Origin of the sequence: Pseudonocardia halophobica (genome assembly GCF_050948485.1) — a bacterium.
Lineage (GTDB): Bacteria > Actinomycetota > Actinomycetes > Mycobacteriales > Pseudonocardiaceae > Pseudonocardia > Pseudonocardia halophobica.
In genome coordinates, this window is the sequence record NZ_CP192046.1 from 5,397,783 (window position 1) to 5,415,240 (window position 17,458).

Genomic DNA, 17,458 nt, shown 5'->3' on the forward strand with positions numbered 1-17,458 from the left:
ACAGCGCAAGGGAGCACTGATGGAGCCGACCACCGCTCGGCGGCCGCTGGACGGGATCCGCGTCCTGGACGTCTCGACGGTCATCGCCGCACCGCTCGCGGCGATGATCCTCGGCGACCTCGGCGCCGAGGTCGTCAAGATCGAGCATCCCCGCGACGGGGACCCCGCCCGCCACCACGGCTATGCCAAGGACGGCGTGCCACTGTGGTGGCTCATGCTGGGCCGCAACAAGAAGAGCGTCACCCTCTACCTCGGGGACCCGGAGGGCCAGGAGCTGTTCCGAGGGCTCGCCGCCACCGCGGACGTGATCGTGGAGAACTTCCGTCCGGGCACGATGGAGGCCTGGGGGCTCGGCTACGAGGTGCTCGCCGCGGATAATCCGGGGCTGGTGTTCGCCCGCGTCAGCGGCTTCGGGCGGACCGGTCCGCTGTTCCGGGAACCGGGCTTCGGCACGATGGGCGAGACGATGTCCGGCTTCGCCTTCCGCAACGGGGACCCCGCGGGCGAGCCCTACCTGCCGCCGTTCGGGCTGGCGGACGGCGTCACCGGGATCGCGACGGCACTGGGGGTGCTGAGTGCGCTGTACGAGCGCCGGGACAGCGGGCGGGGCCAGCAGGTCGACCTGTCGATCATCGAGCCGCTGCTCACGATCCTCGAACCGCAGCTGGTGACCCGCGACCAGCTCGGGGTGACCCTGGGGCGGACCGGCAACCAGGCCGAGATGAACGCACCGCGCGGGATGTACCGGACGAAGGACGAAGCCTGGGTCGCCCTGTCCGCGAGCACCGCCTCGACCGCGGGCAACGTGGTGCGGCTGATGGGGGCCCCCGGCCTCGCCGACGAGCCGTGGTTCGCCCACGCGAACCAGCGCCGGGCCCACGCGGCGGATCTCGACGCCGTGATCGTGCCCTGGTTCGCCGCGCGGACCGCCGGGACGGCGGTGGCCGAATGCCGGGCCGCCGGGGTGCCCGTCGCACCCGTGCACACCGCCGAGGACATCCTCGCCGACCCGCAGTACGCCGCCATCGGGGCGATCGGGAGCTACGAGCACTCCCAGCTGGGCACGGTCCGGATGCCGGACGCGTTGTTCCGGCTCTCCCGCACCCCCGCAGGCGTGCGCTGGCTCGGACCCGAGCTCGGTGCGCACACCGAGGAGGTCCTCGACCTCGACCCCGAGCGCCTGGCCCGGTTGCGGGAACGCGGGGTGCTCTGACCGGCCGACGGCGGGTGGGGGGGCGACCCCACCCGCCGCGGCGGTTCACTCGGCGCAGTAGCCGCCGTCGACCACGATCTCCGCCCCCGTGACGTAGCGGGCCTCGGGCGAGACCAGGTACAGCGCAGCGTGGGCGATGTCGTCCGGCTCGCCGAGGCGGCCCATCGGAACGCCGTCGAGGAGGACCTTGTACGCCTCCGGGTTCGCGGCCTGCACCGGCGTGTGGATGTCCGACTGGATCAGGCCGGGGCAGATCGTGTTGCAGCGGATGCCGTCTCGTGCGGTCTTTAGCGCCACGACCTTCGTGAGGCTGCGGATCCCGCCCTGGCTGGCGTCGCAGGGGGAGCTGTAGCGCATCCCGACCACGCCACTGATCGACGCGACGTTCACGATCGCGCCGCCCCTGCCACTCGCGCGCATGGCGGTGACGGCGTGCTTGCAGCCCGGCCACGTGCCCGTCAGGTTGGTGTCCCACGACCGAGCGGTAGGTGTCGAAGTCACCTGGTCGATCGGGATCCGGCGGGTGATTCCGGCGGGCTGCCGTGGATCTCCAACGCGTCTGACTCCGAGGCCCTGGGTCGCGAACCCTGCGTTGCGGCGCGTACGTGACCAAGCTGGAGGAGCGGGTCGTCCGGTTCAGGCCTCGTACATCGGCCCTTTCCTTGGGCGGGCTGCGGTCCCGGGCCTCCTGCGGGACGCGTTGCCGGACACCACCACGTCACGACCTCATGAGCGGAGCGTCGGCGACCGCATGAGCGGTTGGGTGGTGGAGCCCGGACGGGTGACTCAGACCCCGGCGACCCGCACCGCGTCGGCCGAGGCCCAGAAGCGGTCCCGCAGCTGCTTGCGGAGCACCTTGCCCGCCCCGGACTTCGGCAGCTCCGCGACGAACTCGACCGAGGTGATCTTCTTGACCGGGCCAACGCGGTCGCGGGTCAGCGCGATGAGGTCCGCGGCAGGCGGCGGGGTCGTCCCCCGGGCGACGACCAGCGCTTTGGGCGTCTCGCCCCACCGCTGGTCGGGCACCCCGACGACGCACACCTCCGCCACGTCCGGGTGCTCCTGCAGCACGACCTCGAGCTCCGACGGCCAGATGTTGTAGCCGCCCGACACGATCATGTCGCCTTTGCGGTCCACGAGGTGCAGGAGCCCCTCCGCGTCGAGGTAGCCCATGTCGCGGGTGAGGATGCTGCCGTCGGGCAGGGTGCGGGCCGAGGTCTCCGCCTCGTCGCGCCAGATGCCCGACATCGCCCCCGGCGACAGGGCGGCGACCTCGCCGACCTCCCCCGGGGGCAGGCAGGAGCCGTCGGCGTCGCGGATGGTCACGACGGTGTGCGGCGTGGCCCGGCCCGCGGACCGCAGCCGCCGACCGTCCTCCCCGCCGTGCAGGTGCGGGGGCAGCGTGGTGATCAGCAGGACCTCGCTCTGCGCGTAGACCTGGTAGAGAACGTCCCCGAACAGCTCCAGCGCGCTGCGCAGGGTCCGCTCGGCGATTGGTGAGCCCGCGTAGAGCACGCATCGCAGGCTCGAGAGGTCCCGCTCGCGCGGCGCCGCCTCCACCATCGCCTTGATCATCACGGGAATGGTCGAGACGTGGGTGATCCGGTGCGCCTCGATCAGGTCGAGCGCCTCGTGGGGGTCGAAGGCGGGCTGCAGCACGATCCGGCCGCCGACCGGCAGCACGCTCCAGAGCAGCGCGACCCCGAAGTGCGCCAGCGAGCCGAGCACCAGGTAGGCCGAGTTCTCGTCGGTCAGCGGGGTCACCCACCGGTACTCGTGGGTGAACTCCGCCCACCGGCCGACCGTGTGGAAGATCCCCTTGGGCCGCCCCGTCGTGCCGCTGGAGAACCGGATGATGTGCACGTCGTCGTCCGCGACCGGCACCACGACGTCGTCGGGGGGCGCGGACCGGACCGCCGCCTCATAGGATAGCGCGGGGCCACCCGGGTCGTCCGTCCCCGTCACGAGGACCGGCAGGCTCGCGAGCTCCCCCACCAGGTGAGGACGCAGGTCGGCCCAGCGTTCCGCCTCGACGACGAGCGCCCGCGCGCCGACCAGGCGGAGCAAGTAGGCGTTCACCTCGGCGGAGTGGTAGGTGTACAGCGACGCCCGCGGGAAGTTGCCGAGCGCGCACGCCGCGACCTGCTCGATCGAGTGGACCGAGTCCTTGCCGAGCACGGCGACCGGGTCACCCGGCCGCACCCCGAGCCCGCGCAGCGCGGTGGCCAACCGGCAGGCCCGCTCGAACATCTCGCCGTAGGTCTGCTGTTCTGCACCCGCCGCGACGGCGATCCGGTCCCGGTGCGCGTGGGCGGCACGGCGCAGCAGCTGTGCGGGATCCACGGTGTTCCCCTTCCTCGTCGGGCTCATCAGAACGACCGCGGCAGCCCGAGGTGCCGCTCGCCCAGGTAGTTGCGGACCATGTCGTTCGCCAACGGTGCGATCACCCATAGGCGGACGTCGCGGAACCAGCGCTGCAGCGGGCGCCCCGTGCTCAGGCCCGCGGCGCCGAGCGTCTCCAGTCCGTCGCTCGTGATCCGGACCGCGGCCTCGGAGCAGGCGAGCTTCGCCATCGACGAGAGCAGGTCTGCCCGACCGCCGCCCGCCGCCACCTCGCCCGCCCGCCGGAGCAGCCCGCGGGCCGCCTCGAGCGCGACCACCCCGTCGACGAGCCGGTGCTGCACGGCTTGGAACGAGCCGAGCGACCGGGAGAAGGCCTCTCGGTCCCGCGCGTAGGCCAGCGTGTGGGCCAGGGCGCCCCGGGCCGCGCCTGCCGCCCCCGAGGCCGCGTTGAGGCGCTCCCGGTTCAGCGACCGCATCAGCTCGCGGAACCCCGCGTCCACCGTGCCGACGACGGCGTCGTCCGGCACGGCCACGGCGTCGAGCTCGAGGTCGCAGGGGTGGGCCGCGCGCAGGCCGACCGCCCCGAAGGGCGACGTCCGCACCCCCGGGGTGTCCGCGGGGACAAGGAAGGTGGTGATGCCGTCCACCCCTGCTCCGCCGACCGGCGCCGACCGGGCCAGCACGACGTGAACGTCCGCCCGCGCCGCGCCCGCGATCCAGGTCTTGTGGCCGTCCAAGGTCCAGCCGCCGTCGGTCCGCTTCGCGGTGGTCACCATCCCGCCCGCGACGTCGGTGCCCGCCCCGGGCTCGGTCAGCGCGAAGGCGGCGGTGGCCCGGCCGGACATCAGCGGGCCGAGCCAGCGCTCCTGCTGGGCCGGGGTGCCGTGCGAGGTCAGCAGGTCCAGCACCAGGTAGTGCACGACGAGGGCGACGGCCATCGACGTCGGTCCGGCCGCGACCTCCTCGACCGCGGCCATCTGGTGCCGCACGTCGCCGATCCCGCCGTGCCGGTCCCCGGCGCCCGCAGCCAGGACGCCGGCGCCTGCGAGCCGCGCATGGAGCTCCGCGTCGAACTCGGCCCGCTCGTCCAGCTCCGCGATCCGACCCGCGGGGGCGGCCTCGGCGACCACCGCGCGGACCGCGAGCCGGAAGTCGGCGAGGTCCGCGGGCTCGCCGAGCGGATCGAGCGACCCGCCCAGCACGTCGGTGGGGTCGGGGAGCACCGAGCCCCCGTCGTCGTCGTTCCTCACACCACACCGCCCTTCCGCAGGGTCTCGATGCCGACCTCGTCCATGCCCAGGACCCCGGCGAGCACTTCGTCCGTATGCTCCCCGAGGAGGGGGGCCGGACGGAACACCGCCGGGGAGTCGCTCATCCGGACCGGCCAGCCCGCGGTCCGGTAGGACCCCCGTTCCGGGTGCGCGAACTCGACCACGGCCCCGGTGTCCTGGAGCGTGGGCTCGGCGAACAGGTCGTCCGTGTCGAGGACCGCGCCCGCGGGCACTCCCGCCGCCGCGACCCGCCGCATCACCTCGTGCTTGTCGAACCGCCGCGTCCAGGCGGACACAATCGCGTCCACCTCGCCCTCGTGCGCCAGGCGCTGCTCCGGCGAGGCGAACCGGGCGTCGTCGCGCAGGTCGGGGCGCTCGATCACCTCAAGCAGCCGGTGCCAGTGGTCGTTCCCCTTGCGGGAGGTGTAGATGAAGCAGTAGTCGTTCGGGCCGTCCCCCGAGCACTGGTAGGCGCCCGACGGGGCGGACGCGGAGGCCGGGTTGCTGTTCCCCACCCGGCCCGCCGGGCGGCCGAGCACGTTGTGCCGGGCGAAGGCCATCCGGGTGAAGTTGAGGACCGCGTCCTGCATCGCGACGTCGACGCGCTGGCCGCGGCCGGTGGACCGGCGCTGCAGCAGGGCCGCCAGAACGCCGACGACCAGGTGCATCCCCGCGCCGCTGTCGGCGAGCGTCGGCCCCGGCCGCAGCGGCCCGCCGCCGGACTCGCCGGTGATGGCCAGCGCGCCCCCGGTCGCCTGTCCGGTCGGGTCGAAGGCGAGGTAGTCCTGGTACGGGCCGGGACCGTAGCCCTTGATCGACGCGTACACGAGGCGCTCGTTGAGGCCCCGCAGGTCGTCCCAGCCCAGCCCGAGCCGCTCGACGGCACCCGGCGCGAAGTTCTCGACGACGACGTCCGCGCCCGCGATCAGCTCCTTGGCCACCGCGAGCCCGTCCTCGCTCTTGAGGTCCAGGGTCACCGACCGCTTCGTGTTGTTCAGCATCAGGAAGTAGTAGGAGTCGAGGCCCGGCACGTCGGCCGAGGCGGTCCGCCCGGCCTCGCCGACCCCCGGCCGCTCGATCTTGATCACATCTGCGCCCAGGAAGGCCAGGGCCTGGGTGCAGGACGTCCCGGCCTCCCACTGGGTGAGGTCGATGACGCGCACCCCGCTCAGGGCGGGTCCGGCCGGACCCGCCGACGGTGCATCCACGGGAGGAGACCCCTCTCTCTCACGTTGCCGCGGCGACCGGCGTCCGGTCCCCGCGGCGGGTTGTCTGGTGGTGGGTCGGTGTCGGGCGTTCGCCGCTCACGCGGGGGCGAGGAAGCGGGCGACGTCGACCACCGCCCGCCGCACGACGCCCTCGGCGAGCAGTGGGCCGCCCCCGGCGGACGCCGTCACGGCGAAGGTCAGCGTGCGGCCCTCCGCCGACTCGACGCGGGCGTCGCCGGTGACCGCGGTCCCGGGGGCACTGCTCCGCAGGTGCCGGAGCCGCACCTCGACGCCGACCGTCGTGTGGTCGGGGTCGAGGAGGTCCGCGACGGCGCGGACCGTCGCCTCCTCCAGCCAGGCGAGCAGCCGCGGCGTGCCGAGTACCGGCACCGTCCCGCTGCCAAGCGCGGTCGCGGTGTCGTCGGGTCTCACCGCGTGCGTCACCGCCGCACTGCGGCCGAGGAACTCCGCGGGCGGGCGGCCCGACGGGGACGGGCTCGGGTCCACGGTCACGCCTTCTGGGTTGCGCCGGCGTCGACCGGGATCGCCGCCGCCGTGACGTAGCGAGCCTGGTCCGAGCTGAGCCACACGATGGCGTTGCTGATGTCCACCGGCTCGATGAACGGCACCGGGAGGATGTTCAGCCCCTGGTAGCGGTCGCGGACGTCCTCCGGGCCCGGGTCGGCCAGATCGGGCCGGAACCGGCGGAACATGGCCTTGTTGTCGATCATGTCGGTCAGGATGGCGGTCGGATGGATCGTGTTGACCCGGATGGAGTGCGGGCCGAGCTCGAGGGCGAGCGTCCGCGCCAGCCCGACGACGCCGTGCTTCGTGGCCGCGTAGTGCGCGGTGTTCAGGGCGCCGCGCAGGCCGACCGACGAGCTGGTGATGACGATCGAGCCGCCGCGCCCCTGCTCCACCAGCACGGGGATCGCGGGCTGGACGGTGTTCCACACGCCCGTCAGGTTGATGTCGACGGTCGCCGCCCACTCCGCGTCGGAGATATCGGCCGCCGGGGACGTGTTCAGCACGCCCGCGTTGGCGCAGACGATGTCCAGGCCCCCCAGCTCCGCGACACCGGTCCGGACGGCCCGCCGCATCGCCTCCGCGTCGCGGACGTCGGCCTGGACCGTCACCGCCCGCCGGTCGAGGGCCTCGACGAGCCGGGCGGTCTCCTTCAGGTCCTCCGGGCGCGGGCCCGAGTACTGCATCGTCTCGATGTCCTTGCAGACGTCGATGGCGATGACGTCCGCGCCCTCCTCCGCGAGCCGGACCGCGTGCGAGCGACCCTGCCCCCGGGCCGCGCCGGTGACGAGCGCGATCCTACCGTCGAGAAGTCCCATGTCCCGTGATCTCCCTCCCCGGTCCTCAGAGTCTGATGAGGACGGTCTTGAGCTGGCTGTAGTGGTGGAGCGCCTCGACGCCCTTCTCCCGCCCCAGGCCGGACATCTTGTATCCGCCGAAGGGCGCCTCGACGTGCTCGCCGAGGTACTGGTTGACGAGGACCTGCCCGGCCTCCAGCGCCCCGGCCACCCGGTGGGCGCGTGCGAGGTCGCGGGTCCACACGCCGGCGACGAGGCCGAAGTCGGAGTCGTTGGCGAGCCGGACCGCGTGGTCCTCGTCGTCGAAGGGGAGGACACAGGCAACCGGCCCGAACACCTCCTCCCGCGCGATCCGCATGCCGGGGTCGACGCCGCCGTACACGGTGGGCCGCACGAACTGCCCCGGCAGCGAGTGGTCCGCCGCGCCCCCGACGAGCGGCCGGGCGCCCTCGGCCTCGGCGATCGCGAAGTACTCCTGCACCCGGCCGTACTGGCCCTCGGTGATGATCGGGCCCATCTCCACGCCCGGCCGGATCCGCTCGACCGCGCGGACGACGGCCTCGGTGACCCGGTCGGCGACGGACCGCTCGACGAGCAGCCTGCTGCCCGCCAGGCACGCCTGGCCCGCGTTGAAGGTGAACGCCGGCACCGCTGCCGCCACGGCGGCCTCGAGGTCGGCGTCGGCGAAGACGATGTTCGCCGACTTTCCGCCCAGTTCCAGGGTGCAAGGGACGACGCGGTCCGCCGCCGCCCTCGCGACCGCGCGACCGGTGGCCATGGACCCGGTGAACGCGATCTTGCGGACGTGCTGGTGGGCGACCAGCGGGGCACCCACCTCGGCGCCGGTGCCCGTCACCACGTTCAGCACCCCGTCCGGCAGCCCGGCGCGGGCCGCCAGGGCGGCGAGCCGCAGGGTGGTCGTCGAGGTGAACTCCGACGGCTTGACCACGACGGTGTTGCCGACTGCCAGGGCGGGGGCGACCGCCCGTGCGGCCTGGTTGAGCGGCGCGTTCCACGGCGTGACGACGGCGACCACGCCCCACGGCTCGCGCCGGGTGTAGGCGTGCAGGCCCGGACCGAGGTCGAGCCGCTCCCCCTTCTCGACCGTGACCAGCCCCGCGTACAGCTCGAAGAAGTCGGCCGCTCCGCGCACGCTGGCCCGGACGTCGGTCGCCGTGCGTCCGGTGTCCCGGGCCTCCGCCTCGCAGAGCTCGTCGAGCTCGGCGAGCAGCAGCCTGCGGAGCTCGTGTAGGACGCGGCCGCGCTCGACGGGGTGCCGGGCGGCCCACGCCGGCCCGGCCCGGTCGGCCGCCTCGACCGCGGCGTCCACGTCCGCAGTCCCGCACAGCGTCAGCTCGTGCACGGGCTCGCCCGTGCGCGGGCTCGTCCGCAGCAGGGTGGGCCGCGACGACGGCGCGACGGGTGTGCCGTCGATCCACGCGCTCAGCAGGGGCACCGCCGCGCGGACCGCCCCGTCGGTGCTCACGCCGGACGCCCCGATCCGGCGCGCTGCACGAACAGCACCCCGACCACGGCCCCGAGGCACACCAGGCACACCAGCAGGGCGAAGGGCCACAGGGCCCCGGTGGGCCCGATCAGCCACAGCAGCAGCAGCGGGAGGAGCCCGGACCCCACGCCCGCGCCGATCGCGTAGCCGAGACCGACACCGGTGTAGCGGAAGCGGACGGGCAGCGCGTCGGAGACGTACGCGGTGGTGACGCCGCTGAGCAGGGCGTGTGCCGGGATCAGCAGCACGATCCCGAGCAGGACGAGCCAGGTGCGGCCCGTCTGCAGCAGCAGGATGGCGGGGAAGGCCGCGGCCGCGCCCCACAGGCACGCGCCGACGACGATGCGGTGCCGGGGCACCCGCAGGCTCAGGAAGCCGCCCCCCAGGTTGAGCACGCAGGAGAGGCTCATCGCGACGAAGGTGACGACCTGGTAGTGCGCGACCGTCAGGCCCGGCACCCCACCGCCGCGGACATAGGCGAGGAACGACGTGACGATGACATAGAAGATCAGTGTGTTCGGGGTCAGCAGCAGCGTCGCGATCCCGATCAGGCGGAGCTTCCGGCCGAGCGAGGGCACCGGCTTGGGGGTCGACGTCGAGTCAGCGGTCGCCTTCTCGAACTCCTCCGACTCGCCGATCCGGCGGACGAGGAACCCGATCCCGATGAGGACGGCGCTGAGGAAGAACGGCAGCCGCCAGGCCCAGCCGACCAGCGCCGCGTCGTCGAAGGCGGACACGAGGACGACCGAGACGAGGATCGCGAAGGCGGCTCCGAAGATCGAGCCCGTGTTCGGGAAGGTGCCGAAGAGCGCGCGCTTGGCGGGCGGGGCGCTCTCCGTCGACATCGCGACCGCTCCCCCGTACTCGCCGCCCATGGCGACGCCCTGCGCCAGCCGCAGGACGACCAGCAGGATCGGGGCGAGGACGCCGATCTGCGCCGCGGTGGGCAGCACGCCGATCAGCAGGGTCGCGATCCCCATTGTGAGCAGGGAGATGCGAAGCGCCTTGACCCGGCCGGAGCGGTCCCCGAGGTAGCCGAAGAGGATCGCGCCCAGCGGGCGCATGAAGAACGCGACGGCATGCGACGCGAGCGCCGCGAGGGTGCCGACCCACGGCGCGACGCCGGGGAAGCAGACGTGGTTGAACGCGAGGGCCGCGACCACGGAGTACAGGACGAGGTCGTAGGCCTCGATCATCGTGCCGACCATCGTGGCGACGGCCAGCCGGGCGGGTGAGACCCGCTTCGGTGTCGCGCGCGAGGGCGCGTCCGAAACGGTCATGGGAACCTCCAGGTGCGTGGGGACGGGTGTCGAACGGGGCTCAGAGCACCACCCGGCCTCCCCTCCGCCGGCTCGCCCAGGGCAGGCACCACCGCTCCAGGCCGCCGATGAACGCGATGAGGACCGCCCCCAGCAGCGCCGACGCCACGATGCCGACGAACATCGACGCGGGCTGGAACACGCTCCAGGAGTGCCAGATCAGGTACCCGATCCCGTCGGTCCCGTTGACCATCTCCGTGGCGATCACCACCAGGATCGACTGCCCCATCGCCAGCCGCAGGCTCGTGAAGATCACCGGTGCCGAGGCGGGGAGCACGATCTCGCCGAACCGGTGCGCGAAGGAGGCCGAGAAGACCGCCCCGACGTCCAGGTAGGCCCGGCTCACGTTGCGGCTGGCGTCCACGGTCGCGATGACGACCAGCAGGAACACCGCCAGCGCCACGAGCGCCACCTTGGCGGGGTCCCCGAGCCCGAACACGAGCAGCAGCAGGGGGAAGATTCCCAGCTTGGGCACGGTGTAGGCGGCGGTGAGCGACGGCCGGAACAACCGGCCGAGCACCGGCACCGTGCCGAGCAGCAGCCCGACGACGACACCCGCGAGCGCGCCCGGCACGTAGCCGTAGGCCACGCGGACCAGGGTGGCCGAGAGGTGGGTCCAGAACTCCCCGCTGACCAGCGTCTCCCACGCGGCGGCGGCGATCGACGACGGCGTCGGGAAGAAGCGCACGTCGACGACGCCGGCCCCCCCGAGGGCCTCCCACACGCCGAGCACCACGACCACGGGGACCAGCCCCAGGGCCCACCCGAGCCGCGGCACGGGCCCCCCGCTCCTCGGCGCGCGCGAGGCCGGCACCGGCCGGGGCACGGTGTCCGTACCGGTCCGGCTCATCGCGCACCCCCCTGCCCCGCGCGCCCCTCGCTCATGACCGCCCGCAGCTCCGCCCAGATCTCGCGGCGCAGCGCCGCGAACTCGGGGAGGTAGCGGATCTCCGCCGAGCGCGGCCGCGCGAACGGCACGTCGAACACGCGCCGGACCCGGCCCGGCCGGGCGCTCATCAGGACGACCCGGTCACCCAGCAGCAGCGCCTCGTCCAGGTCGTGGGTGACGATGACCGCCGTGCGCCGCCGGTCCTCCTCCCACAGCCGCAGCATGTCCTCCTGCAGGACCTGGCGCATCTGCGCGTCGAGAGCCGCGAACGGCTCGTCGAGCAGCAGCAGCGCCGGGTCGACCGCGAGCGCCCGGGCCAGCGACACCCGCTTCTTCATCCCGCCGGACAGCTGGCCGGGATAGGACCTCTCGAAGCCGCCGAGGTCCATCCTCCGCAGCCAGCTCCTGGCCGTGTCGTAGGCGGTCCGCCGGTCGGTGCCGGTCATGCGCAGCCCGAACGCGACGTTCTGCTCCACGGTCTTCCACGGGAAGATGCTGTAGTCCTGGAACACGACCGACACCGGGGACCGGCCCGCCTCCAGGTCGAACCCGATCCGCCCGCTCGTGGCCTCCTCCAGGCCCGCGAGCAGCCGCAGCAGCGTCGACTTGCCGCAGCCCGAGGGGCCCAGCAGGCTGAGGAACTCCCCGGAGCCGATGGTGAGGTCGACCTGCTCGAGCGCCACCGTGGCCGCGCCCCGACCGGTCGGGTAGTGCTTGCCCACGCCCGACACGGTGACCGCGGGCCGGTCCGCGGCGCCCACCGGAGCGCGATCGGTCAGGGGCGCGGCCGCTCCGAATCCCTCGTTCGTCACGGCGCCTCGCTCGCTCACGTCGACGGGATCGACGCGACGACCGCGTCGTGGAAGGGGACGTCGACGACCCGCTCGTAGGGCAGCGGCGCGGCGAGGTCCAGGCTGCCCCCGGCGATGAAGATCTCCTGCATGCTCTGCAGGGTCTCCGGCCGCACGTCGAGGGTCGGGCTGTACAGGTACTCGGGGGTCGACCGGACGAGGTCCGCGGGCATGTGCGCGTAGGTGACGAACGCGTCGACGACCTCCTGGCGGGTCGAGTAGCCCGGGGTCAGCTCCTGCGCGGCGGCCCGCATGTTCGCGCGGACCAGCGCGCACCCGACGTCGCTCCGCTGCTCGAGCAGGTTCGGCCCCAGCACGATGCCGACGTTCGTGTGCCCGGCGATGACGGAGTGGTCACCGACGCGCCGCCCGAGCCCCTGCTCCTCGACCTGCGCGGCGAACGGCGAGGAGACGAACGCGGCGTCGACCTGCCCGTTCTGCAGGGCGGTCGGCATGTCGGGGTAGCTCAGCCGGGTGCCGCGGACGTCGTCGAGGGCCAGCCCGCCCTGCTGCAGCAGCAGGCTGACGTACCAGGACGCCGGGCTCCCGGTGGTCCCCGAGTAGGCCACGGAGCGGCCCTTCAGGTCCGCGACGCTGCGGACCGAGCCGTCCTCGACCAGGTCGGACCGGACGAACAGGCCGGACGGCAGGTTCGCGGCGTCGAGCGCGCCCATCCCGCCCACGACCCGGACGTCGACCCCGCTGTCGATGGCGGAGAACAGGTTCGCCGACATCCCGCCGATCGCGGCGTCGAGCTGTCCGACGCCGACGAGGGCGACGGCCTCCTGGGTCGAGGGGAAGACCACCATCTCGACGTCGAGGTTCTGCTCGTCGTTCCAGCCGCCGCCCGCCGCCTGGAACGGTGTGCCCAGGGAGAGGGCCTCGGCCACCCCGATCCGGACGTGCTCGCGTTGGGCCAGCGGGGCGCAGGCCGGCGGTGTCGACTCGGCGGCCGTGGTGCGGCTCGCGCCGGACGGGCCCGCACAGGCCGTGACCGTCGCGAGGCCGACCGCGAGGAAGGCGACCGCGGTCGCCCTTCCGCGCCGTCGGGCGGGTCGCCGCCGGGCGGCACCGGGACCGCGGGACGGGACGGATTTCAGCGCTGACATCCGACTCCTCGTGCTCGGGTGGGCGGTTCTCAGGTGACGTACTTGGTGAAGGTGCTCGTGGTCGCCCGCGCGCCGCGATCGGTGATCACGTTGATGAGCGAGGGCCCGTCGAAGGCCTGGGCCTTGTCCAGGGCCGGGCGGAGCTGGTCGATCGTCTCGACGCGCGTGGTGAGGCAGCCGAGCGACTCGAACATCCGCTCGTAGGGCATGTGCCCCAGATCGCTGCCCGCCTTGCGCCGGTCGGTCGCGGTCCAGCCGCCGTTGTTCGAGATGACGCAGATGACGGGGATCCGGTGGCGCACGGCGGTGTCGAGCTCGAGGGCGTTGAAGCCGAACGAGCCGTCCCCGCTGAGCACGACGACGGTGCTGTCGGGGCGCGCGACCTTGGCGCCGATGCCGAACGGCAGGCCGACGCCCATCGTCCCGTACGCGCCGCTGTTGAGTGAGTACGGCCGGGTCAGCGGGATGAACTGGCGGCCCATGGTCAGGATCTCGTGGCCGTCGAGTGAGAGGATCGCGCCGTCCGGCAGCCAGTCCGCGAGCTCCTGGGACAGTACGCGCGGGTGGATGGGCGTCTCGGGGAGCTCCTGCGTGGACCGCCGGACCTCCTCCTGCCGCTGCCGGTCCCGGTCGCTCAGAGCCCGGATCCAGTCGTCGTGTCTGCCCGCCGCGGCCCGCAGCACGTCGGCGTGGCCGAGCAGCTGCCGGAGCACCGCGCGGGCGTCGCCCACCAGCCCTACGTCGGCCGCTCGGTTCGCCCCGATCTGCGCGGCGGAGACGTCGATCTGCAGAAGCGTCGCCGACCCGTTGACCTTGGGCGGCTGCATGAAGTTGAAGATGTAGTTCTGGCGGGTGGCCACCTGCAGGACGAGGTCGCAGTCCCGCAGCGCCGCCGAGCGGCTGCCCGGGAGGGACAGCGGGTGCTTCTCCGACACCACACCGCGTCCCATCGGGGTGGTGTAGAAGGGGGTCCGATAGGTGTCGACGAACTCGGTGAGCGCGTCGGAGGCACCCGACCAGACCACCCCCGAACCGCTCACGACGATCGGTCGCTCGGCCTCGGCGAGCAGGTCCACCGCCCGGCGGACGGCGTCGGGGTCCGCCGAGGTCCGCATCGGGCCCACCGCGGTGGCGCGGGATGGTACGCCCGCCTCGGCGACCTCCGCGTAGAGCACGTCCCCGGGGAGGTCGACGTAGACCGGCCCCGGGCTGTCGCTCACCGCGGTCCGGAACGCACGGGCGATCACGTCGGGGATGAGCGTGGGTTCGGTGCAGCGGATTGCCAGCTTGGTGATCGGCCGGACGACCGCGAGCTGGTCGGTCTCCTGGAAGGGCATCGTGCCCTCGCGGGACAGCTCGGAGGCGCCGCCGATCACGACGATGGGAGCCCCGTCCGACCAGGCGTGGGCGATGCCGGTGACCATGTTCATCATGCCGGGCCCCGAACAGGCCATGGCGACGGACGGCCGTCCGGTGATCCTCGTGTGGGCGTTGGCCATCATCACCGCGGCCTGTTCGTGCCGCACGTCGACCATGCGGATCCCGATGTCCTCGCACGCGTTCTCCGCGTCGATCATCGGACCGCCCATGAGGAAGAACAGGGTGTCGGTCCCCCACTCCTTCAGTTCGCGCGCCAGGATCTCGTAACCGAACACGTCGTCGACCGTCCTTCTCGTCAGGTGGGCTCCCGGCGAGGACCGGGAGGGATGGTGGGCCGTTCTCGTCAGACCCGGCGGAGGTCCTCGGTGGGACGATCCCGCAGGGTCAGCGTGGCGACGAGCATGAGTGCGGCCAGCCCCGCCAGGTACCACGGGAAGACCGGGCCGGCCCCGATGTCGGCGAGCCACTCGATGAGCAGGGGCGCCGTGCCGCCGAACAGCGCCAGCCCGAGCCCGTAGGGCAGGCCGGCGCCCAGCGCCCGGACCTCGGTGGGGAACTGCTCGGCCATCACGACCGGGCCGATCGCCGCATAGAGCCCGAAGCCGAGCAGCGCGACGGTCTGGACCAGGATCTGGGAGCCGAAGGTAGGCTCCAGCCAGGCGAAGAGCGGCACCGCGCCCAGCGTCGCGACCACGGAGAAGGCGAGCAGCAGGGGCCGTCGCCCGATCCGGTCCGACAGGATCCCGACGGCCGGCAGCGCCACCGTCATCAGCACGAGCGCGACGGCCCCGGCGGCAAGGGCCTGCCCGGCGGGGAGCCCGCGTCCCTGTAGGTAGACCGGCAGGTAGGAGGCGAACGTGTAGTACCAGACCCCGGTGGCGCCGGCGATCACGACGATCCGGAGCAGGTCCGCCTTGTGCTCGCGGACCAGGACCCGCGCCCCCGAAGGCGGGGCGGCCGCGGCAACCCGCCGCTCGCGTGCCTCGGTGAACGCCTGCGTCTCCCCCATCCGCCGCCGCATGACCAGCGCGACGACCCCGAGCAGACCGCCCAGCAGGAACGGCAGGCGCCACCCCCACGCGTTCAGCTGCTCCGTGGTCAGCACCGCGGCCAGCAGGAGCGACACCCCGATCGCCGCGAGTGCGCCGAGACTGGACGAGACGTAGAACAGGCTGCCGTACCGCCCGCGCCGACCCGGCGGCGCGTACTCCGCCAGGTAGGTGGCCGCGCCTGCGTACTCCCCGCCGGTCGACATGCCCTGCAGGGCCCGGGCCAGCACGAGCAGCAGCGGGGCGAGCAGCCCGACCGTGCCGTAGCTCGGCGCGAGGCCGATGATCAGTGCCCCCGCCGCCATCATCGACATCGACACGACCAGGCCCGTGCGCCGTCCCCGCCGGTCGGCGAGCGCGGCCAGGACGATGCCGCCGAGCGGGCGGAAGAAGAAGCCGACCCCGAAGATCGCGAGCGTGCCCAGCAGCGCGGCGGAGCCGCTGTCCGCGGGGAAGAAGCGGGTCGCCAGGAGGGCGGCGAACTGGGCGTAAACCAGCCAGTCGAACCACTCCAGGGTGTTGCCCACACAAGCGGTCAGGAGCGCCCGCACGCGACCGTCTTGTCGGTCGTGAGCGTGTCGCCGCCGGACGCCCGGCGGCACGACGGTCTCGGACATCGATGTCTCCCTCGTCGGAGAAGGGGATGGAATGCGGGCGTTCAGGCCCGCCGGTAGCCCTCGAGGACGGTGTCGTCGACGTCGTCGAGGTTCACGACGATGTTGTCGGGGGTCCGGGTGGTCAGCCAGACGAGGTCCTCGGTGACGCTCATGTTGGCCTCGACGTGCGGCATGTGCGGCGGGACGAACACGAAGTCGCCTTCCTCCAGGTCCTCGTACTGCGCATAGTCGGTCCCGAAGTAGATGCGGCCGCGGCCCTGCAGCACGTAGCCGCCGGTCTCCGCCTCGCCGTGGTGGTGCGGCAGCGAGCGGTAGCCCGGCTCGTTGCTGACCCTGCCGAACCAGAGGCGGGTCGCCGGGGTGTGCTGGGGCCCGACGCCCGAGACCCGCACGGCCCCGCCGGACTGCCCGGTGCCGGTGTGCTCGTTCCCCTGTCGGGTCACGACCGGGACGTCGTGCTCTGCCATGTGTGCTCTCCTCGATCGCTCTCGATGTGGGGGGCCGTCCGCGGTCCCGCCGCGGCGGCCCGGACGACCGGTGTGACGAGTCGGCCGAGCTCCGGCGACTCGGTGACCAGGACATCGCCCGGCCGGAGGTGTTCCGGTGGGCGCCGGGCGTGCCCGACGCCGTCGGGTGTGCCCGTGCAGACGACGTCGCCGGGGTTCAGCGTGAGGACGCCGCTCAGGTAGACGAGCAGGTCGACCGGGCCGAAGAGCAGGTCGGCGGTGTCGGCCTCCTGCACCACCCGGTCGTTCACCGCGCATCGCAGGGTGAGCGACGGCCGGCAGCCCCCGGGGAGCTCGTCCGGCGTCACCAGGCAGGGGCCGAAGGGGGCGGACGCCTCGAAGGTCTTGCCCTGCAGCCACTGCGACGTGCGGTACTGCCAGTCGCGCATCGTGACGTCGTTGATCAGCGAGAACCCCGCGATCGCCGCCTCGGCGTCGGCGGCCGAGGCGTGCCGCAGCCTGCTCCCGACCACCACGGCCAGCTCCGCCTCCCAGTCGACCGCGGCCGACGCACCGTCGAGCACGAGCGGGTCGCACGGTCCGAGCAGCGCCTCGGGAAACTTCGCGAAGAGGGTGGGGTGCGCGGGAAGCTCGCGTCCCATCTCGAGCAGGTGCGCCCGGTAGTTCAGCCCGACGCACACGATCTTTCCGGGCCGCGGGACGACCGGGACCGGGCGGGCGTCGGCGGGCAGCAGGGGCCCGCCGGCCGCGGCCCGGTCGCGCCAGGCCGGGTCGGTCAGCAGTGCGCCGACGTCGGGGGCGCCCAGCCCGACCGGGCCGTCCGACCCGAGGCGGGCCGCGGTCGTACCCGCCGGCGTGGACAGGGTCGCCAGCCTCATCGCGCGCGCCTCCCGGCTCGTGCCGGGAACGTCCT

Annotated in this window: 16 protein-coding genes; 1 reads left to right on the top strand and 15 read right to left on the bottom strand. The window is 73.3% G+C overall.

Translation table 11 applies throughout. From position 1 onward, the window contains the following. Positions 1 to 19: 19 nt before the first annotated feature. Complete coding sequence (locus tag ACQP04_RS25600) at positions 20 to 1,213, top strand: CaiB/BaiF CoA transferase family protein (protein ID WP_433503113.1); 1,194 nt, start codon at positions 20 to 22, stop codon at positions 1,211 to 1,213. A 45-nt stretch (positions 1,214 to 1,258) separates the two neighbouring features. On the opposite strand, the gene ACQP04_RS25605 is transcribed toward ACQP04_RS25600, so the two are convergent. The 15 genes from ACQP04_RS25605 to ACQP04_RS25675 all read right to left on the bottom strand — a co-directional run bounded on the left by ACQP04_RS25605 (position 1,259) and on the right by ACQP04_RS25675 (position 17,423). Further along, complete coding sequence (locus ACQP04_RS25605; RefSeq protein ID WP_433508435.1) at positions 1,259 to 1,741, bottom strand: SDR family oxidoreductase; 483 nt, start codon at positions 1,739 to 1,741, stop codon at positions 1,259 to 1,261. Between the two features lie 258 nt (positions 1,742 to 1,999). Further along, positions 2,000 to 3,556: a class I adenylate-forming enzyme family protein gene (locus ACQP04_RS25610; protein ID WP_433503114.1), complete on the bottom strand. Its 1,557-nt coding sequence runs from the start codon at positions 3,554 to 3,556 to the stop codon at positions 2,000 to 2,002. Between the two features lie 26 nt (positions 3,557 to 3,582). Next, positions 3,583 to 4,806: an acyl-CoA dehydrogenase family protein gene (locus tag ACQP04_RS25615; RefSeq protein ID WP_433503115.1), complete on the bottom strand. Its 1,224-nt coding sequence runs from the start codon at positions 4,804 to 4,806 to the stop codon at positions 3,583 to 3,585. Then, on the bottom strand, positions 4,803 to 6,035 hold the full coding sequence (locus ACQP04_RS25620; RefSeq protein WP_433503116.1) for a CaiB/BaiF CoA transferase family protein: 1,233 nt from the start codon (positions 6,033 to 6,035) through the stop codon (positions 4,803 to 4,805). The genes ACQP04_RS25615 and ACQP04_RS25620 overlap by 4 nt, the downstream gene beginning before the upstream one ends. Positions 6,036 to 6,131: 96 nt before the next feature. Further along, positions 6,132 to 6,548, bottom strand: a complete 417-nt coding sequence (locus ACQP04_RS25625; RefSeq protein ID WP_433503117.1) for a thioesterase family protein — start codon at positions 6,546 to 6,548, stop codon at positions 6,132 to 6,134. Beyond that, a complete protein-coding gene (locus ACQP04_RS25630) occupies positions 6,545 to 7,378 on the bottom strand; it encodes a mycofactocin-coupled SDR family oxidoreductase (protein ID WP_433503118.1) in 834 nt (277 codons plus the stop codon). Before ACQP04_RS25630 ends, ACQP04_RS25625 begins: the two co-directional genes overlap by 4 nt. Positions 7,379 to 7,403: 25 nt before the next feature. Continuing rightward, a complete protein-coding gene (locus ACQP04_RS25635; RefSeq protein WP_433503119.1) occupies positions 7,404 to 8,843 on the bottom strand; it encodes an aldehyde dehydrogenase family protein in 1,440 nt (479 codons plus the stop codon). After that, positions 8,840 to 10,144 carry an MFS transporter gene (locus ACQP04_RS25640; RefSeq protein ID WP_433503120.1) on the bottom strand — a complete coding sequence of 435 codons (1,305 nt, stop codon included), beginning with the start codon at positions 10,142 to 10,144 and terminating at the stop codon, positions 8,840 to 8,842. Before ACQP04_RS25640 ends, ACQP04_RS25635 begins: the two co-directional genes overlap by 4 nt. 40 nt (positions 10,145 to 10,184) lie before the next feature. Next, positions 10,185 to 10,961, bottom strand: coding sequence for an ABC transporter permease (locus ACQP04_RS25645; RefSeq protein WP_433503121.1), 777 nt, complete (start codon positions 10,959 to 10,961; stop codon positions 10,185 to 10,187). Positions 10,962 to 11,029: 68 nt separating this feature from the next. Further along, on the bottom strand, positions 11,030 to 11,884 hold the full coding sequence (locus ACQP04_RS25650) for an ABC transporter ATP-binding protein (protein ID WP_433503122.1): 855 nt from the start codon (positions 11,882 to 11,884) through the stop codon (positions 11,030 to 11,032). A 14-nt stretch (positions 11,885 to 11,898) separates the two neighbouring features. Further along, positions 11,899 to 13,032 carry an ABC transporter substrate-binding protein gene (locus ACQP04_RS25655; RefSeq protein WP_433503123.1) on the bottom strand — a complete coding sequence of 378 codons (1,134 nt, stop codon included), beginning with the start codon at positions 13,030 to 13,032 and terminating at the stop codon, positions 11,899 to 11,901. Positions 13,033 to 13,061: 29 nt separating this feature from the next. Further along, positions 13,062 to 14,687 (bottom strand): thiamine pyrophosphate-binding protein, encoded by a 1,626-nt coding sequence (locus tag ACQP04_RS25660; RefSeq protein WP_433503124.1) that lies wholly within the window; start codon positions 14,685 to 14,687, stop codon positions 13,062 to 13,064. Positions 14,688 to 14,755: 68 nt separating this feature from the next. After that, the gene (locus ACQP04_RS25665; protein WP_433503125.1) at positions 14,756 to 16,078 is read right to left on the bottom strand and encodes an MFS transporter; all 1,323 of its coding nucleotides are present in this window, start codon (positions 16,076 to 16,078) and stop codon (positions 14,756 to 14,758) included. Between the two features lie 41 nt (positions 16,079 to 16,119). Next, the gene (locus tag ACQP04_RS25670; RefSeq protein WP_433503126.1) at positions 16,120 to 16,545 is read right to left on the bottom strand and encodes a cupin domain-containing protein; all 426 of its coding nucleotides are present in this window, start codon (positions 16,543 to 16,545) and stop codon (positions 16,120 to 16,122) included. Beyond that, on the bottom strand, positions 16,518 to 17,423 hold the full coding sequence (locus ACQP04_RS25675) for a fumarylacetoacetate hydrolase family protein (protein WP_433503127.1): 906 nt from the start codon (positions 17,421 to 17,423) through the stop codon (positions 16,518 to 16,520). Before ACQP04_RS25675 ends, ACQP04_RS25670 begins: the two co-directional genes overlap by 28 nt. Between the last annotated feature and the right edge of the window lie 35 nt (positions 17,424 to 17,458).